Origin of the sequence: Xanthomonas boreopolis (assembly GCF_046529185.1) — a bacterium.
GTDB lineage: Bacteria > Pseudomonadota > Gammaproteobacteria > Xanthomonadales > Xanthomonadaceae > Pseudomonas_S > Pseudomonas_S boreopolis.
This window is the reverse complement of record NZ_CP097162.1, coordinates 1911359-1928008: the sequence shown is the minus strand read 5'-3', so window position 1 is coordinate 1928008 and position 16650 is coordinate 1911359. Positions and strand designations below refer to the sequence as shown.

19 protein-coding genes are annotated in these 16650 nt (G+C 69.7%); 13 read left to right on the top strand and 6 right to left on the bottom strand.

Translation table 11 applies throughout. The annotated features are described in order from the left end of the window. Nucleotide 1 precedes the first annotated feature (1 nt). Nucleotides 2-433, bottom strand: a complete 432-nt coding sequence (gene rpsF, locus M3M27_RS08460) for a 30S ribosomal protein S6 (RefSeq protein ID WP_140718694.1) — start codon at nucleotides 431-433, stop codon at nucleotides 2-4. A gap of 188 nt (nucleotides 434-621) precedes the next feature. After that, nucleotides 622-963, bottom strand: coding sequence for a HesB/IscA family protein (locus M3M27_RS08455; protein WP_140718695.1), 342 nt, complete (start codon nucleotides 961-963; stop codon nucleotides 622-624). A 219-nt stretch (nucleotides 964-1182) separates the two neighbouring features. Here M3M27_RS08455 and asnS point away from each other — a divergent pair, with 219 nt between their 5' ends. The 11 genes from asnS to M3M27_RS08400 all read left to right on the top strand — a co-directional run bounded on the left by asnS (nucleotide 1183) and on the right by M3M27_RS08400 (nucleotide 10837). Continuing rightward, nucleotides 1183-2583, top strand: a complete 1401-nt coding sequence (gene asnS / locus M3M27_RS08450; RefSeq protein WP_140718696.1) for an asparagine--tRNA ligase — start codon at nucleotides 1183-1185, stop codon at nucleotides 2581-2583. A 157-nt stretch (nucleotides 2584-2740) separates the two neighbouring features. Then, nucleotides 2741-2986: a hypothetical protein gene (locus M3M27_RS08445; RefSeq protein WP_140718697.1), complete on the top strand. Its 246-nt coding sequence runs from the start codon at nucleotides 2741-2743 to the stop codon at nucleotides 2984-2986. After that, nucleotides 2983-3288, top strand: coding sequence for a hypothetical protein (locus M3M27_RS08440; RefSeq protein ID WP_434027762.1), 306 nt, complete (start codon nucleotides 2983-2985; stop codon nucleotides 3286-3288). Before M3M27_RS08445 ends, M3M27_RS08440 begins: the two co-directional genes overlap by 4 nt. After that, complete coding sequence (locus M3M27_RS08435; RefSeq protein ID WP_140718699.1) at nucleotides 3285-3599, top strand: hypothetical protein; 315 nt, start codon at nucleotides 3285-3287, stop codon at nucleotides 3597-3599. The genes M3M27_RS08440 and M3M27_RS08435 overlap by 4 nt, the downstream gene beginning before the upstream one ends. A 1-nt stretch (nucleotide 3600) precedes the next feature. Next, nucleotides 3601-4242 (top strand): FMN-binding negative transcriptional regulator, encoded by a 642-nt coding sequence (locus M3M27_RS08430; protein WP_434027761.1) that lies wholly within the window; start codon nucleotides 3601-3603, stop codon nucleotides 4240-4242. Between the two features lie 44 nt (nucleotides 4243-4286). Next, entirely contained in the window at nucleotides 4287-4949 is a 663-nt protein-coding gene (gene can, locus M3M27_RS08425; protein WP_140718701.1) for a carbonate dehydratase, read from the top strand. 22 nt (nucleotides 4950-4971) lie between these two features. After that, entirely contained in the window at nucleotides 4972-5493 is a 522-nt protein-coding gene (locus M3M27_RS08420) for a 3-hydroxyanthranilate 3,4-dioxygenase (protein ID WP_140718702.1), read from the top strand. Nucleotides 5494-5620: 127 nt separating this feature from the next. Further along, on the top strand, nucleotides 5621-6895 hold the full coding sequence (gene kynU, locus M3M27_RS08415) for a kynureninase (RefSeq protein ID WP_434027760.1): 1275 nt from the start codon (nucleotides 5621-5623) through the stop codon (nucleotides 6893-6895). Between the two features lie 102 nt (nucleotides 6896-6997). Next, nucleotides 6998-8362 (top strand): FAD-dependent oxidoreductase, encoded by a 1365-nt coding sequence (locus M3M27_RS08410; RefSeq protein WP_434027759.1) that lies wholly within the window; start codon nucleotides 6998-7000, stop codon nucleotides 8360-8362. A gap of 352 nt (nucleotides 8363-8714) precedes the next feature. Next, a complete protein-coding gene (sbcB, locus tag M3M27_RS08405) occupies nucleotides 8715-10154 on the top strand; it encodes an exodeoxyribonuclease I (protein WP_434027758.1) in 1440 nt (479 codons plus the stop codon). Then, nucleotides 10151-10837, top strand: coding sequence for a DUF2461 domain-containing protein (locus M3M27_RS08400; protein WP_434027757.1), 687 nt, complete (start codon nucleotides 10151-10153; stop codon nucleotides 10835-10837). Before sbcB ends, M3M27_RS08400 begins: the two co-directional genes overlap by 4 nt. A gap of 16 nt (nucleotides 10838-10853) precedes the next feature. On the opposite strand, the gene M3M27_RS08395 is transcribed toward M3M27_RS08400, so the two are convergent. Then, nucleotides 10854-11837, bottom strand: a complete 984-nt coding sequence (locus M3M27_RS08395; RefSeq protein WP_140718707.1) for a hypothetical protein — start codon at nucleotides 11835-11837, stop codon at nucleotides 10854-10856. 99 nt (nucleotides 11838-11936) lie between these two features. On the opposite strand from M3M27_RS08395, the gene M3M27_RS08390 reads away from it, so the two are divergent. Together M3M27_RS08390 and M3M27_RS08385 are read left to right on the top strand one after the other, a co-directional pair. Then, a complete protein-coding gene (locus M3M27_RS08390; RefSeq protein ID WP_434027756.1) occupies nucleotides 11937-12482 on the top strand; it encodes a DUF2939 domain-containing protein in 546 nt (181 codons plus the stop codon). Then, a complete protein-coding gene (locus M3M27_RS08385; protein ID WP_434027755.1) occupies nucleotides 12479-13474 on the top strand; it encodes an MBL fold metallo-hydrolase in 996 nt (331 codons plus the stop codon). Before M3M27_RS08390 ends, M3M27_RS08385 begins: the two co-directional genes overlap by 4 nt. Before the next feature lie 63 nt (nucleotides 13475-13537). On the opposite strand, the gene M3M27_RS08380 is transcribed toward M3M27_RS08385, so the two are convergent. The 3 genes from M3M27_RS08380 to M3M27_RS08370 all read right to left on the bottom strand — a co-directional run bounded on the left by M3M27_RS08380 (nucleotide 13538) and on the right by M3M27_RS08370 (nucleotide 16283). Next, on the bottom strand, nucleotides 13538-14275 hold the full coding sequence (locus M3M27_RS08380) for a transferase (RefSeq protein WP_434027754.1): 738 nt from the start codon (nucleotides 14273-14275) through the stop codon (nucleotides 13538-13540). Beyond that, a complete protein-coding gene (locus tag M3M27_RS08375; RefSeq protein ID WP_140718711.1) occupies nucleotides 14259-15221 on the bottom strand; it encodes a 5'-nucleotidase in 963 nt (320 codons plus the stop codon). The genes M3M27_RS08380 and M3M27_RS08375 overlap by 17 nt, the downstream gene beginning before the upstream one ends. A gap of 276 nt (nucleotides 15222-15497) precedes the next feature. Continuing rightward, complete coding sequence (locus tag M3M27_RS08370; RefSeq protein WP_140718712.1) at nucleotides 15498-16283, bottom strand: NAD kinase; 786 nt, start codon at nucleotides 16281-16283, stop codon at nucleotides 15498-15500. Between the last annotated feature and the right edge of the window lie 367 nt (nucleotides 16284-16650).

The window sequence follows — 16650 nt, the reverse complement described above, 5'->3', positions numbered from 1 at the left end:
CTTAGGCGGCTTCGGCGTTGTCGCCGTCGTTGTCGGCGGCGGCATTGCTGTCGCCCTCTTCGTCGTCACGACGACGACGCTCGCCACGCTCGGGCTTGTCGCCCTTCTCGTCCTTGCTCTTCATGATCAGCGACTGCTCGGTGTCCGGGCCATCGCGCTTGATGACCAGGTTGCGCAGCACGGCGTCGTTGAAGCGGAAGCTTTCGACCAGCTCGTTCAGCACGGCCTGGTCGGCTTCGATGTTCATCAGCACGTAGTGCGCCTTCACCAGGTTCTGGATCGGGTAGGCCAGCTGGCGGCGGCCCCAGTCTTCCAGGCGGTGGATCTTGCCGTTGCCGTTCTCGACCAAGCTCTTGTAGCGCTCGATCATGGCCGGGACCTGTTCGCTCTGGTCCGGATGGACCAGGAACACGATTTCGTAATGACGACTCATGTTAGTTCGTTACCTTTCGGATGTGGCCACGCGGGCCGGACAGCCCCCCGGGATCCGCCAAGCGGCCGGTGGAGCAAGGAAATCCCGCCCGGGTCGCGGGCAGGAAGCTCGAAATTATGGCAGTTCGCGCAGGCGCCCGCAACCGCCCGCCCCGGGGCGGCCGGCCGGGCACGCGATGGACGCGGCCATCACGCCGCGTGCGAGGCGTCCGTCGTGAAGCTCTCCCCGCAGCCGCACTCGGCGGTGGCGTTGGGATTCTGGAAGGTGAAGGTCTCGCTCAGCCCGTGCTTGCCGAAGTCGATGCGGGTACCGTCCACCAGCGGCAGGCTCTGCGCGTCGACGTAGATGCGCACGCCGTCCTGCTCGAACACCGTGTCGTCCTCGCGCTGCTCGCGCGCCAGGTCGGTGACGTGGCCCCAGCCCGAACACCCGGTACGGGTCACGCCGAAGCGCAGGCCCAGCGCGCCGGGGGTCTGCTGGGTGAAGCGGCGTACGCGCTCGAGGGCGACGGGGGTGAGGGTGACGGCCATGGGTTCCACTCCGGACGGACTTGACGATTATACGAGGCGGCCGGCAGGGCGAGGCTCGCCGGGAAATCCGGCGGATCCGACGCCTGCCGCGATCGCCTCGACAAAGATGGGACGCATCGGCCCGGGTTCAACCCACCCGTTCAGGTATCTCGCGCCCGCTCCGCTCCGCCTTTAAACTGGGCGGCCCCTATAGCGGTTTGCCGTGGCAAAGGAACAATCATGACGGTGGTCAGCGTTGAACATGCGCTTGCCGGGAAGATCCCGGCCGGCGGCGAAGTGACGGTCCGTGGCTGGGTGCGTACCCGGCGTGATTCCAAGGCGGGCCTGAGCTTCGTCAATGTCAGCGACGGCTCCTGCTTCGCCGCGATCCAGGTGGTCGCCCCGTCCGACCTGCCCAATTACGAGTCGGAAGTGAAGAAGCTCACCGCCGGCTGCTCGGTGATCGCCACCGGGACGCTGGTCGCCTCGCAGGGCCAGGGCCAGGCGTTCGAGATCCAGGCGCAGTCGATCGAGGTGGTCGGCTGGGTCGAGGACCCGGAGACCTACCCGATCCAGCCCAAGGCGCACTCGCTGGAGTTCCTGCGCGAGGTCGCGCACCTGCGCCCGCGCACCAACCTGTTCGGCGCGGTCGCCCGCATCCGCAACTGCCTGGCGCAGGCGGTGCACCGCTTCTTCCACGAGAACGGCTACCTCTGGATCTCCACGCCGATCATCACCACCTCCGACGCCGAGGGCGCCGGGCAGATGTTCCGCGTCTCCACGCTGGACCTGGTCAACCTGCCGCGCACCGACAAGGGCGAGGTCGACTTCAGCCGCGACTTCTTCGGCAAGGAGACCTTCCTGACCGTCTCCGGCCAGCTCAACGTCGAGGCCTACGCCCTGTCGCTGAGCAAGGTCTACACCTTCGGCCCGACCTTCCGCGCCGAGAACAGCCACACCACCCGCCACCTGGCCGAGTTCTGGATGATCGAGCCGGAGATCGCCTTCGCCGACCTGGCCGAGGACGCGCGCGTGGCCGAGCAGTTCCTCAAGTACCTGTTCAAGGCGGTGCTGGACGAGCGCGCCGACGACCTGGCCTTCATCGCCGAGCGCGTGGACAAGACCGCGGTCAGCAAGCTGGAGAACTTCATCAACTCGCCGTTCGAGCGGATCGAGTACACCGACGCGATCGCGCTGCTGCAGAAGTCCGGCAAGAAGTTCGACTTCCCGGTCGAATGGGGCCTGGACCTGCAGACCGAGCACGAGCGCTGGCTGACCGAGGAACACGTCGGCCGGCCGGTGGTGGTGACCAACTACCCCGAGCACATCAAGGCCTTCTACATGCGCCTGAACGACGATGGCAAGACCGTCGCGGCGATGGACGTGCTGGCGCCCGGGATCGGCGAGATCATCGGCGGCAGCCAGCGCGAGGAGCGCCTGGACGTGCTGGACGCGCGCATGGCGCAGTTCGGCCTGGATCCGGAGCACTACCAGTGGTACCGCGACTTCCGCCGCTACGGCTCGGTGCCGCATGCCGGCTTCGGCCTGGGCTTCGAGCGCCTGGTGGTCTACGTCTGCGGCCTGTCCAACATCCGCGACGCGATCCCGTACCCGCGCGCGCCGGGCAGCGCGGAGTTCTAGCGACACGTCGCGCCGTGCCTGGACGCGCGCGGGGCAAGGGAGAACGAGGAAGCTTATGTCGACGAAAGACCCAGTGACGACGTGGCACCATGCCTGCCCAGGCGCGGCCCTCCGGGCCGCCGTGCCCCGTCCCGGCGGCGTCGGCGGGCCCTAGGCCATGCTGCAACTGGCGGTGACGGTGCAGTTGGCGCTCTACGTAGTGGCGATGGTGGCGGCCATCGTCGCCATCGTCCGTGCCGCCAAGCTGCAGCGGATGGCCTCGCGCCACGGCGGCGGCTCGTGGTGGGAGACCGCCGAGGCGCGCACGGCCGTGACCCATGCGCTCAAGCCGCTGTGGATCACCGCCGCCGCCCTGGTGCTGGGGGCGTTCGCCCCGCGCCTGCTGGGAGCGATGCACGCATGACCCTGTTCTTCGCCCTTTGCTTCGTCGGCGTCGCGGTGGCCGGCTTCTGCGCGTTCGTGATCTTCTGGCCGCTGACCCTGGTGCACGTCCGCGACCGCCATCCGGCGCTGGCCGAGGCGTTCGGCCAGGGCGCCTTCCTCAACCCGGCGGCGCTGCGCTGGCTGCTCGAACGCCGCTACCGCAGCGAGCGCGACGGCAGCCTGTCGGGCCTGGCCACGCCGGCCTGGCTGGCGCTGCTGACCATTTTCGCCGGATTGGGCATGGCCGCCCTGCTGGCCCTGCTGTCCAAGGTGATGCAATGAACGAATCCAACCGCGCATACGATCAGTGGTGGCTGGCCACGCTCGGCCGGCTGCTGATCTGGGCACGGCTACGGGTGAAGGACGCCGGTACCGCCGAAGTGCTCGACAGCGACGGCAAGGTACTGGTCTACGACAGCGAGGACAGCGCGCGCGCGGCCCTGTTCGACGCCGAGTTCGTGGCCTTCGACGGCCTCGACGAGGAGGACGCGCTGGCGCGCGGCTTCTCGCTGGGCGAGATCGCCCCGCCCAGCGCCGGCAGCGACGAGGAGCTGCGCGGCCTGATGACGGTCACCCTCGGGCATCGCGCTTGAGATGTACACGCCCCGCGCCTTCGCCGGCACCGACCTGACCGCGCTGGACGACCTGTTCGCGCGCGATCCCTTCGTCACGCTGGTCACGCCGGGCGAGGGCCTGCTGCCGCAGGTCAGCCACCTGCCCGTGCTGTATGCGCGCGACGGCGACGCCGTGGTGCTGGAAGGCCATTGGGCGCGCCCCAACCCGCAGGCCGTGCACGAAGGCGAGGCGTTGGCGACCGCGCACGGCCCGCACGCCTACGTCTCGCCGGGCTGGTACCCCGACAAGGAAGCCGCCGCGCGCGTACCGACCTGGAACTACGCGGTCGCCCACCTGAAGGGCCGGCTGCTGCCCTACCGCGACGAGGCCCTGCTGGCGGACCTGGTGACGCGCCTCGGCGATGCCTTCGAATCCGGCATCGGCAGCGACTGGCGGTTCGAGATCGACCGTCCCGAGCACGTGCGCCAGCTGCGCGGCATCGTCGGCTTCCGTTTCGAGGCGGCCTCGATCGAGCTCAAGCTGAAGCTGAGCCAGAACCATCCGCAAGCCAATGCCGATGCGGTGATCGAGGCGCTGGGGCGCCAGCCGGCGCAGGACGCCCGCGACACCGCCGCCTGGATGCAACGCTGGCGCCCGCGCCGCGAGGCTTCGCCAGGCTGATCCATTCCCTTCCAGCCGCCTCGCGGCTACTGGAGCATCCCCCGATGAGTTCACTGACCCAATTGCTCGAAAACAACCGCGAATGGTCCGAACGGATCCATCGCGAGGACCCGGAGTTCTTCGCGCGGCTTTCCAAGCAGCAGAAGCCCGAATACCTGTGGATCGGCTGCTCCGATTCGCGCGTGCCGGCCAACCAGATCATCGACATGGCGCCGGGCGAGGTGTTCGTGCACCGCAACGTCGCCAACGTGGTCGTGCACACCGACCTGAACTGCCTGTCCACGATCCAGTTCGCGGTCGACGTGCTCAAGGTCAAGCACATCCTGGTGGTCGGCCACTACGGCTGCGGCGGCGTCTACGCCAGCCTGACCCAGCAGCGGCTCGGCCTCGTCGACAACTGGATCCGCCACGTCACCGACGTCGCCGACAAGCATGCCGGCTGCCTGCACGACGCCGGGGAGCTGTCGATGCAGCATGCGCGCCTGTGCGAGCTGAACGTGCTCGAGCAGGTCGTGCACGTCGCCCGCACCACGGTCGTGCAGGACGCATGGAACCGCGGCCAGGCGCTGGCCGTGCACGGCTGGGTCTACAGCCTGCGCGACGGCCGGGTGCACGACCTGGGCATGGACGTCGCCCGGCCGGAAGAACTCGACGAGCGCTACCAGGCTGCGCTGGCGCGCATCCAGGCCGATCGCGAAGAACGCTGACCCCTCACCGACCGGAGCCGCCATGCTGCCCTCGCCCATCAACCTGCAGGCCTGGATCGAGGAGCACCGGCACCTGCTCAAGCCCCCGGTCGGCAACAAGTGCATCCAGCAGGACGACTTCATCGTCATGGTCGTCGGCGGGCCCAACGCGCGCACCGACTACCACTACGACGAAGGCCCCGAGTGGTTCTACCAGCTGGAAGGCGAGATGGTGCTGAAGGTGCAGGAGGACGGCCGGGTCCGCGACATCCCGATCCGCGCCGGCGAGATCTTCCTGCTGCCTCCGAAGGTGCCGCATTCGCCGCAGCGCATGCCCGACTCGGTCGGGCTGGTGGTCGAACGCAGGCGCCTGCCGCACGAACAGGACGGACTGATGTGGTTCTGCGGGAAGTGCAACCACAAGCTGTACGAGGAGTACTTCCCGCTGAAGAACATCGAGGCCGACTTCCCGCCGGTGTTCGAGCGCTTCTATGGCTCCGAGGCGCTGCGCACCTGCGGCGCGTGCGGCGAGGTGCACCCGGTCCCGGCGCGCCATCGGGCATAGCGACGGACACGAACGCTCCCGTGGAAGGGACTTCGGTAACGACGGGGCTTTCCCGGGGAAGCCCCGTCGGGACTGGAAACCTTCCCACGGCGATACACTGCGGGCCTGTTCCTGCACCGCCCAGCCCATGACCGAACCGCTCTCTCGCACCCACGCCCTCGCGCTCGACGCGGAAGATCCGCTTCGCCACCTGCGCGGGGAGTTCCTGTTCCCGCGCCACGGCGACGGCGAACAGACCTACTTCGTCGGCAACTCGCTGGGCCTGCAGCCGCGCGGCGCCAAGGCGATGATCCAGGAAGTGCTCGACCACTGGGGCACGCTGGCCGTGGAAGGCCACTTCACCGGGCAGGCGCAATGGATGACCTACCAGGAGCTGGTCACCGGACCGCTGGCGCGGCTGGTCGGCGCCAAGCCGGTCGAAGTGGTGGCGATGAACTCGCTGAGCGTCAACCTGCACCTGATGATGGTCAGCTTCTATCGCCCGACCCCGGAACGGCCGGCGATCCTGATCGAGGCCGGCGCGTTCCCGTCGGACCGGCATGCCGTGGAGTCGCAGATCCGCTTCCACGGCTTCGACCCGGCCACCGACCTGATCGAGGTGGACGCCGACGAGCCCGACGGCACCATCTCGATGGCGGCGATCGAACGCGCCATCGCCGAGCATGGCCCGCGGCTCGCGCTGGTGCTGTGGCCGGGCGTGCAGTACCGCACCGGGCAGGCGTTCGACCTGGCGCAGATCGTCCGGCTCGCGCGCGCCCAAGGCGCGGCCGTGGGCTTCGACCTGGCCCACGCGGTCGGCAACCTGTCGTTGTCGCTGCACGAGGACGGCGCCGATTTCGCGGTGTGGTGCCACTACAAATACCTCAATGCCGGCCCCGGCGCGGTCGCCGGGTGCTTCGTGCACGAGCGCCACGCGCGCGCCGGCCTGCCCCGCTTCGCCGGCTGGTGGGGCCACGAGAAGCAGACCCGCTTCCGGATGGCGCCGGAGTTCGTGCCCACGCCCGGCGCGGAAGGCTGGCAGCTGAGCAACCCGCCGATCCTGGCGATCGCGCCGCTGCGCGCCTCGCTCGCCTTGTTCGACCAGGCCGGCATGCCCGCGCTGCGGCGCAAGTCCGAGCAGCTCACCGGGTTGCTGGAAGCGCTGATCCACGCGCGCCTGTCCCAGGTGCTGCAGATCGTCACGCCGTCCGAACCGACGCGGCGGGGCTGCCAGCTGTCCCTGCGCGTGATCGGCGGCCGCGAGCGCGGGCGCTCGCTGTTCGAGTACCTGCAATCGGCCGGCGTGCTCGGCGACTGGCGCGAGCCGGACGTGATCCGCATCTCCCCGGTGCCGATGTACAACCGCTTCGCCGACCTGCACCACTTCGTCGAGGAAGTGGAGCGCTGGGCAGGCCGGCACTAGACCTCATCTGTGGGAGGGACTTCAGTCCCGACGGGTTTTACCGGTAAAGCCCGTCGGGACTGAAGTCCCTCCCACAGGATTCTTCCTCTTCTGGATGCTCCGTTGAACGTCACGCAACGCTCCCTCACCCTGGTCGGCGCCGGCCTCGCCGGCTCGCTGCTGGCGATCCTTCTTTCCCGGCGCGGCTGGGACGTCACCGTCTACGAACGACGCGGCGACCCGCGCGTGAAGGGATACGAATCGGGCCGGTCGATCAACCTCGCGCTCGCCGAACGCGGGCGCCATGCGTTGCGCCAGGCCGGCGCCGAGGACGCGGTGATGGCGCGCGCGGTGATGATGCGCGGGCGCATGGTGCACCCGGCCGGCGCCGCCGCGCAGTTGCAGCGCTACGGCCGCGACGACAGCGAGGTGATCTGGTCGATCCATCGCGCCGACCTCAACCTGGTGCTGCTGGAACTGGCCGAACAGGCCGGCGCGCGGATCCACTTCTACCGGCGCCTGCACACCGTCGATTTCGACGCCGGCTACGCGCGTTTCATCGACGACCGCGACGACCAACCGCACGACATCCATTTCCGGACCCTGGTCGGCGCCGACGGCGCGGGTTCGGCGCTGCGCGCGGCGATGAACCGCAAGAGCCCGCTCGGCGAGCGGACCGAGTTCCTCGACCACTCCTACAAGGAGCTCGAGATCCCCCCGGCCGAGGACGGAGGGTTCCGGATCGAGCGCAATGCGTTGCACATCTGGCCGCGCGGCCACTACATGTGCATCGCCCTGCCCAACGATGGCGGCACCTTCACCGTCACGCTGTTCCTGCCCAACGAGGGCGAGCCGAGTTTCGCCACCACCCGCACCGGCGACGAGGCGCTTGCGCTGTTCGCGCGCGAGTTCCCGGACGCCTTGCCGCTGATCCCGCGCCTGAAGCAGGACTGGGAAGAACATCCGCCGGGCCTGCTCGGCACCCTCTACCTGGACCGCTGGCACCTCGGCGGCCGCGCCGCGCTGGTCGGCGACGCCGCGCACGCGATGGTGCCGTTCCACGGCCAGGGAATGAACTGCGCGTTCGAGGACTGCGTGGCCCTGGCCGACATGCTGTGCGCGCACGACGACATCGAACGGGCCTTCGCCGCCTTCGAACGCGAGCGCAAGCCGAACGCGCAGGCGATCCAGCGAATGGCGCTGGAGAACTACGTCGAGATGCGCGACCGCGTCGACGATGCGGACTTCCTGCTCCAGCGCGAACTCGAACGCGAACTGCAGGCTCGCTGGCCGACGCGCTTCGTGCCGCACTACACGATGGTGACGTTCCTGCGCACGCCGTATGCGACGGCGTTGCAGCGCAGCGAAATCCAGCGGGACATCCTGGTCGAGGCCACGCGCGGGCATCGCGACCTGTCGCGGATCGACTGGACCGCGCTGGAAAGGACCGTGCACGCGCGATTGGCGCCGCTGGAGGGCGCGCATTGAGCGCCCGGCCTTCTCCTCCCGCGGCCTAGACGCGTGGCTTGCGAGCCCCTGGCTCGCACACGCCTGGATGCCCGGCGTATGGCGCAATGCCTGCGGCATGGGAAGGCTTCTCCCTTTCTCCTTCCGGGAGAAGGCGCGAAGCGCCGATGAGGGTACGGGCGAAGCCGCGCCGCGAGGGCTCGGCAGCCATCGCATCGAAGAACGCATCGCCACGCCCCGGCCCACGCCAGCGGCACGCAAGCCGTGCCCTCTCGCCCCGATGGGAGAGGCGCGACGATGGGCAAGCCGCACCCCGTAGGGACATCCACCAAAGCCGCCGTAGAATGGCCGCGCCCTCCCCGATCGTCCCTGCATGCCCGCCAGCTTTCTCTTCTACGACCTCGAAACCTTCGGCCAGGATCCGCGCAAGACCCGCATCGCGCAGTTCGCCGCCGTGCGCACCGATGCCGAACTCAACGTGGTCGAGGAACCGGTCAGCTTCTTCGTGCGGCCAGCCGACGACTTGCTGCCCTCGCCCCATGCCACGCTGGTCACCGGCATCGCGCCGCAGCGGGCGCGGCTCGAAGGCATCAACGAGGCCGAGGCGTTCGCGCGCATCGTCGAGCTGATGGCGCGCCCGGAGACCTGCACGCTCGGCTACAACACGCTGCGCTTCGACGACGAGTTCGTCCGCCACGGCCTGTTCCGCAACTTCTACGATCCCTACGAGCGCGAATGGCGCGGCGGCAACTCGCGCTGGGACCTGCTCGACATGCTGCGCCTGCTGCATGCGCTGCGCCCGGAAGGCATCGCCTGGCCCAAGCGGGACGACGGCGCGACCTCGTTCAAGCTCGAGCACCTGGCCGAGGCCAACGGCGTACGCGAGGGCGACGCGCACGAGGCCCTGTCGGACGTGTTCGCCACGATCGGCATGGCGCGCCTGTTCAAGCGCCACCAGCCGCGCATGTGGGAATACGCGCTGCGCCTGCGCGACAAGCGCTACGCCTCCGGCCTGCTCGACGTGATCGCGCCCACGCCGGTACTGCACGTCTCCCAGCGCTACCCGGCCGCGCGCATGTGCGCCGCGCCGGTGCTGCCGCTGGCCAGGCACCCGCGCATCGACAGCCGCGTGATCGTGTTCGACCTGGACGGCGAGATCGAGCCGCTGCTGCGGATGTCGCCCGAGGAGATCGCCGATCGCCTGTACACGCCGGCGGCCGACCTGCCCGAAGGCGAGCAACGCATCGCCCTCAAGGAGGTCCATACCAACAAGGTGCCGGCGCTGGTGGCCTGGAACCACCTGCGCGCGCCGGACTTCGACCGCCTGTGCATCGATCCGGCCGCCGTGGAAGCCAAGGCCGCGCGCCTGCGCCAGGCCGGGCCCGAACTGGCCGAGAAGGTGCGCAGGGTATTCGGCACCGAGCGCGCGGTCCCGCCCGGGGACGTGGACGCCTCGCTGTACGACGGCTTCCTGGCGGAAGGCGACCGCCGCCTGATGCCCCTGGTGCGCGCCAGCGCGCCGGCCGACCTGCCGGCGCTGGCATCGCGCTTCCGCGACGAACGCATGCCCGAGTTGCTGTTCCGCTACCAGGCGCGCAACTGGCCGCAGACGCTGTCGTTCGACCAGCAGGCGCGCTGGGACGATTACCGCCGCCACCGCCTGATGGCCGACAGCGGCCTGTCAGAAACCAGTTTCGACCAGTTCTGGGCGCAGATCGCCGATCTGCGCCTCGCCCACGCCCACGATGCCGCCAAGCTGGCACTGCTCGACCAGTTGGCGGCCTGGGGCCACGACCTGCAGCGTTCGCTATGACGACCTACTTCACCGATGCCAGTTTCAAGTTCCTGCGCGGCCTGGCCCGCCACAACGACAAGACCTGGTTCAACGCGCACAAGGCGCAGTACGAGGAACACGTGCGCCAGCCGTTCCTGCGCCTGCTGACCGACCTGCAGCCGGCGCTGGCCGGGGTCAGCGAGCACTTCCGCGCCGACCCGCGCAGCCAGGGCGGCTCGCTGTTCCGCATCTACCGCGATGCGCGCTTCTCCAACGACAAGTCGCCCTACAAGAGCTGGCAGGGCGCGCGCCTGTTCCACGCCCGCCGCCGCGAGGTGCCGGCGCCCTCGTTCTACCTGCACCTGCAGCCGGGCGAGAGCTTCGTCGGCGCCGGCATCTGGCACCCCGAGCCGGAAGTGCAGCGCCGCATCCGGCAGTTCATCTTCGACAACCCGGGCAGTTGGAAGGCAGCCGCGCACGCTCCGAAACTGCGGCGCAAGTTCGAACTGGCGCAGGAAGAGAAGATGGTGCGGCCGCCGCGCGGCTTCCCGGCCGACTTCGAGTTCCTGGACGACCTCAAGCAGCGCAACTGGGTGATGTGGCGCCCGCTCGACGACGCCACGATGACCGGCCCGCGCCTGCGCCAGACCGTCGCCGCCGACCTGGCGACGCTCGGCCCGTTCGTCGACTACCTGTGCGCGGCGCTGGACCTGGAGTTCTGAACCGACGCCGGGCCGGTTACCGCCCCGCGTCGCGGCCGAAGTAGCCGGAGGCATCGACGAAGCGTTGCACCGCCGCGGCATCGGCAAGGTCCAGTTCGATCATCGTGCGGATCGCCGCGGCCCGGTCCGCACTGGCCCGGTAATAGCCCGCGCAGATCGCGTAGCCGACGTAGTAGCCGAGATCGCGCGTCCCGAACGGGTTGTCGGCGTCGTTGTAGAGCCACCCGCTGTAGTCGTTGCCGGCCATGTCCTTCCGGAATGCCGCGCGGATCGCCGCATCGTGGGCCGGCCCGTAGCGGACGTAATCCAGTTCGGGCAGCCGTCCGGTCACCTGCTCGGCGACGAAATCGGCCACGCCCTCGTACACGGCCTGGGCGAGCAGGCTGCCGCGCGCGCCGCGCTGCTGCGTGTGCACCGCCTCGTGGACCAGCAGCAGGTCCAGGTTGTCCAGCGGACGGCTGGCGAAATAACCGGCGAAGAAGCGCTGCAGCCGCTCCGGCATCTGCGAAGTATCGACGGTGCCGTCGCCGGCGGCCAGTTCCACGCCGATCAACACCTTGTCGTCCAGGGTGGTGCCGGCCGAACGCAGCGCGCCGACCTCCAGGTAGATGGACGCATCGCGCAAGCCGGGGTAGACCTGCCGCAACCGTCGCAGGTGCCGCTCGACCCGGCCGACCACCGGCGCGACCAGCCCGGTGCGCGGGCGGATCGAATCCCAGTAGCGCGGATAGGCGCGGATCGCGTCGACGTAGGCGGCGGCATCGTAGCCCTTGGCCTGCGCGAACGCGGCCAGGCCCGGCGAGCCCCGGTCCAGGTAGCCGTGCTGCAGCAACTGCAGTTGCCGGTCGCGCTCGGGCTCGGCCCGGACCCGGTCGTAGACCTGCCAGAACAGCGCGATGTCGGAATCGACGACCCCGACCGTGGCAGTCTCGTCCGCCCCCGAACGCCCCGCGGCCAGGAGCCATGCCAGGCCCAACAGGCACGTTGCAAGCTTCTTCACTCGTTTCTCTCCCCGGCCGCCGGCGCGGCACGATCGTTCCTGTTGGCGCGTTCATGCGCCGTGCGTATGCTGCACCGGTTCCGGAGCAGGAAACAGCCGATGAAGCGATGGTGGTGGCTCCCGCCGTGCCTGGTGTTCTGCGCGTTGCTGGGCTACGTCGTCGCCGGGCCCTACCTGGCCATCCGTGCCATCGGCCAGGCGATCGAGCGCCAGGATACGGCCGCCCTCGGGCGCCACGTGGATTTCCCGGCATTGCGCGCCAACCTCAAGGCGCAGGTCGACGATTACCTGGTACGCCAGGCCGGGCCGGGCCTGCAGTCGAGCCTGCTCGGGGCGTTCGCGCTGCGCGCCGCCGGCGGCGCCGCCGGCGCGGGCGTGGACGCCGTGGCGACGCCCGCCGGGATCGGCGCGCTGCTGCAAGGACGCACCCTGTGGAAGCGCGCCACCGGCGACACCGTCGGCGGCGACACCTATGCCGCGCCCAGGCCCGACCGGCCGCTGGCGCGCTACGAAGGGCGCTTCGATTCCATTTCCCGGTTCTCCGCCACCATGCATACCGAGGCCGGCACGCCGGTGGTGTTCGTGCTCGGCCGCGACGGCCTGCGCTGGAAACTGACCAACATCGTGCTGCCGCTACCCCCGTGACCCGAAACCCCTACTACACCGGCCTGGCCAGCGACCACTTCGACGGGCTGCGCTTCTTCAACCCCGACCACCCTTCCACCGACCACGGCCCGCGCGACCTGCTGCGCTGGCAACTGACCGGCAAACGCGTGCGCTGGGGCCGGCCGTTGGCGGCGATCGCGACCGCCATGCCGCGGCCGCGCGTGGATGCGCTGACCGTGACCATGGTCGGCCATGCCAGCGTCCTGATCCAGGTGGCCGGGCTCAACCTGCTGGTCGATCCGGTCTGGTCCGGGCGCGCCAGCCCGTTGCAGTGGTTCGGCCCGCGCCGGTTCGCGCCGCCGGGCATCGCCTTCGGCGACCTGCCGCCCATCGATGCGGTGCTGATCACCCACAACCACTACGACCATCTCGACCTGCACACCCTGCGGCGGCTGCACCGCGGACACCGGCCGCGGTTGATCGCGCCGCTGGGCAACGACGCGCTGGTCGCACGCACGCTGCCCGACATGCCGGCGACCGCGCTGGACTGGTGGCAGTCGTGCCAGCTGGGGCCGATCGAGATAACCGTGACGCCGGCCTTGCACTGGTCCTCGCGCGGTATCTCGGACCGGCGCATGGCGCTGTGGGGCGGCTTCCACCTGCGCGGGGGTGGATACGGCTGCTACGTCGCCGGCGATACCGGCTACGGCAACGGCTGGCCGTTCCGCCAGCTGCGCGAACGGCTGGGCGCCCCGGACCTGGCGCTGTTGCCGATCGGCGCCTACGAACCGCGCTGGTTCATGCGCCCGCAGCACATGGACGCGGCCGAGGCGGTGCAGGCCATGCTCGACTGCGGCGCCACGCAGGCGCTCGGCGTGCATTGGGGGACCTTCCAGCTGACCGACGAAGGCCGGATGGAACCGAAGGAGTTGCTGGAAGCCGAGCTGGCGCGGCGCGGCATCGCGCAGTCGCGCTTCCTGGCGCTGGAGGCCGGCCAGGTCTGGCAGGACGACCGGGCCGGCGCCCCCTGATCTCCCTCCGGCGGTTGCCCTCCCCTCCACTGCCAGGCACCGAGGCGCCGGCGGGACAGCGCCTCAGCAACGCCGTTGCAGCTTCCGCTCCAGCCGCCGCATCGGCGCCGCCAGTTGCCGGCGGGCCAGCCACGGCAACGCGCGCAACGCCGTCTCCGCATCGACGGCCGGTGGCCCGCCGCGCCAGGCGAAGGCGACCTTGTTCTCCATGCCGGGCTCGTCGAGCACGCAGACATGCCCGTCGAACGCGCGGCGCATGCGATTGACGTGCGCGCGCACATCGGTGGCGTACAGGTTGGTCGCCATGGTCCCGCCGGGAACGAGCGCGGCGGCGCAGCGTTCGTAGAACGCCTGCGTCGACAGTGCCGGCGGGATGCCGTCCACGTCGTAGGCGTCCACCAGCAGCAGGTCGTAGCGGCCGGCGCGCGAGCGCAACCATGCCGCGCCATCCCCCTGCTCGACCGAGAAACGCGCATCGTCGGGCGGCACGTGGAATGCATCGCGCAGCGCCAGCACGTCCGCGTCGCTCTCGACCGCCTCGATGCGGCTGCGCGGGAGATGGCGATAGCAGAACTTGGCCTGGGCGCCGCCCCCGAGGCCGACGATGCCGATGTTCGCCGGATGCGGGTTCGACAGCAGCGCCGCCAGCATCGTGCGGGTATAGCCCACCTGCAGCCAGTACGGGCACCAGCGCAGCATCCGGGTCTGGGTCACCTCGCCGCGGAACTGCAGCTCGACGTAGCGCCAGCCCCGGCGCACGTAGGGCGCGCCGGGTGCGCGGCGCTCACTTCGGCGGGTCATTGGCGACGCCGTGCGGCACGTGCCCGGCCGCCACGCGCTGGTGCTGGCGGGCACTGTCGATGTTGTGCTGCGAATCGTCGAAGAAGATGTCCGCGCCGAACGCCTCCAGGAACGGCCCCTTGTGGCGCCCGCCCAGGAACAGCGCCTCGTCCAGGCGCACGCCCCATTCGCGCAAGGTCCGGATCACCCGCTCGTGCGCCGGCGCCGAGCGCGCGGTGACCAGCGCGGTGCGGATCGGCGCGGCCTCGCCGGCCGGGAACGCCGCCTGCAGCGCATGCAGCGCCGACAGGAAGTTGCGGAACGGTCCGCCGCTGAGCGGCTCGCGCGCGCGTTGCTGCTCGTGCCGGCCGAACGCCTCCACGCCCTGCTCGCGCGAGATCCGCTCGCTCTCGTCGCCGAAGATCACCGCATCGCCGTCGAAGGCGATGCGCAGCTGGGTCGGCAGGCGCGCATTGTCCTTGTCCACGATCGCCTCGGCGGCAGCGGCCTGCTCGCCCGGGCTGCGCGGCAGGATCGTCGCTGCCGCGATGCCGTGCGACAGCGCGCGCCGGACCGAATCCGGGTTGGCCGACAGGAACAGGTCGGTGCCGAACGGCTTGACGTAGGGCCAGGTCGCCTCGCCGGAGGTGAAGGTCGCGCGCACGATGCCCAGCCCGTAGTGCTGGATCGAGTTGAAGATGCGCAGGCCGGTGTCGGCGGAGTTGCGCGACAGCAGGATCACCTCGACCCGCGGCGTGTCCGGCGGCGCGCCCTCGTTGAGCGCCAGCAGCTTGCGCACCACCGGGAAGGCGACGCCGGGCGCGAGCACGTCGTCCTCGTGCGCACGCTGGTAGGCCGCATAGGCTTCCACGCCCTCGCGCTCGAACAAGGCGTGCCCCTCTTCCAGGTCGAATAGCGCGCGTGAAGTGACGGCGACCGTCAGCAGGCGTGGAGTGTTGTCGGGCATGGATTCGGGATTCGGGATTCGGGATTCGGGATTCGGGATTCGGGATTCGGGATTCGAGATTCGGGATTCGGGATTCGGGATTCGGGATTCGGGATTCGGGAAAAGCATCTTTGCCCGGGTTCGGCTGTCAAGCGATCCGAAGCTTTCTCGCGGCTTTTTGTGGGAGGGACTTCAGTCCCGACGGCTTCACCGGCCTTCTGTCGGGACTGGAGCCATCCCACATCGGCACTCGGCCCGAGGCAGGCTTGCCGCTTTGCCGGCTCCCGGCTCCCGGCCTCACACCACGAACTGCTCGCTGAAGATGCGCTCTTCCAGATTGTGTTCCGGGTCGAACAACAAGGTCACCCGGTGCTCGCGGGATTCGCGGATCACCACCTCCACCACGTCGCGGGTCTCGTGCGAGTCGGCGGTGACGCTGACCGGGCGCTTGTAGGGATCGAGCACGCGGAAGCGCACTTCGGTATCGGCCTTGAGGATGGCCCCGCGCCAGCGCCGCGGCCGGTACGGCGCGATCGGCGTCAGCGCCAGGGTATGCGAGCCCAGGGGCAGGATCGGGCCGTGCGCGGAATAGTTGTAGGCGCTGCTGCCGGCCGGCGTGGACACCAGCACGCCGTCGCCGATCAGCTCGTCGATGCGGGTCTGGCCGTTGAGGTCCACGCTCAGGTGCGCCGCCTGCCGGGTCTGCCGCAACAACGAAACCTCGTTGTAGGCCAGCGAACCGGTGGTGGTGCCCGACTCGGTCTGCGCCAGCATCTCCAGCGGCCGCAGGTTGGCCGGTTCGGCGCGCTGCAGGCGTTCGAACAGGTCGTCCTCGCGGTACTGGTTCATCAGGAAGCCGATCGAGCCCAGCTTCATGCCGAACACCGGCTTGCCGGCGGCGCCGTGCCGGTGCAGCGTCTGCAGCATGAAGCCGTCGCCGCCGAGCGCGCACAGCACGTCGGCCTCTTCGGCGGAATGATCGCCATAGCGCGCCACCAGCTGCCCGCGCGCTTGCTGCGCCGGCGGCGCATTGCTGGCCAGGAAACAGATCCGGGAGATCCCGGTGGGGGGAACGGAGCTCATGCGCCGATCATAACCGCCATGCCTGGCGGCCCGTAGCTCCCCACCCGTCCACAAGGCGGAAGCCGGCGCCATTGCCGCACCGGCATGACATTTCCGATGCCCGCCCGCACGCACGGCTGCCCAGGCAAACTTCGACCGTCGCTCCCGCGTAGGCGGGAGGCCCAGTGACTTTGCCGCAATCGGCCCGAAAGTCCCTGGATCCCCCGCCTGCGCGGGGATGAAGATAGTCGAATGCAGAGGCCCCGAAGGCACTGCATTGGCACCATGCATTGCATCTGGAGCAAAGCCCCCCTTCTGTTAAGGGGGGCGCGCCGACAGGCGCGGGGGATAGGCCAGCCCGAGTGCGGTGCCAAAAGTCCGCAAGGCG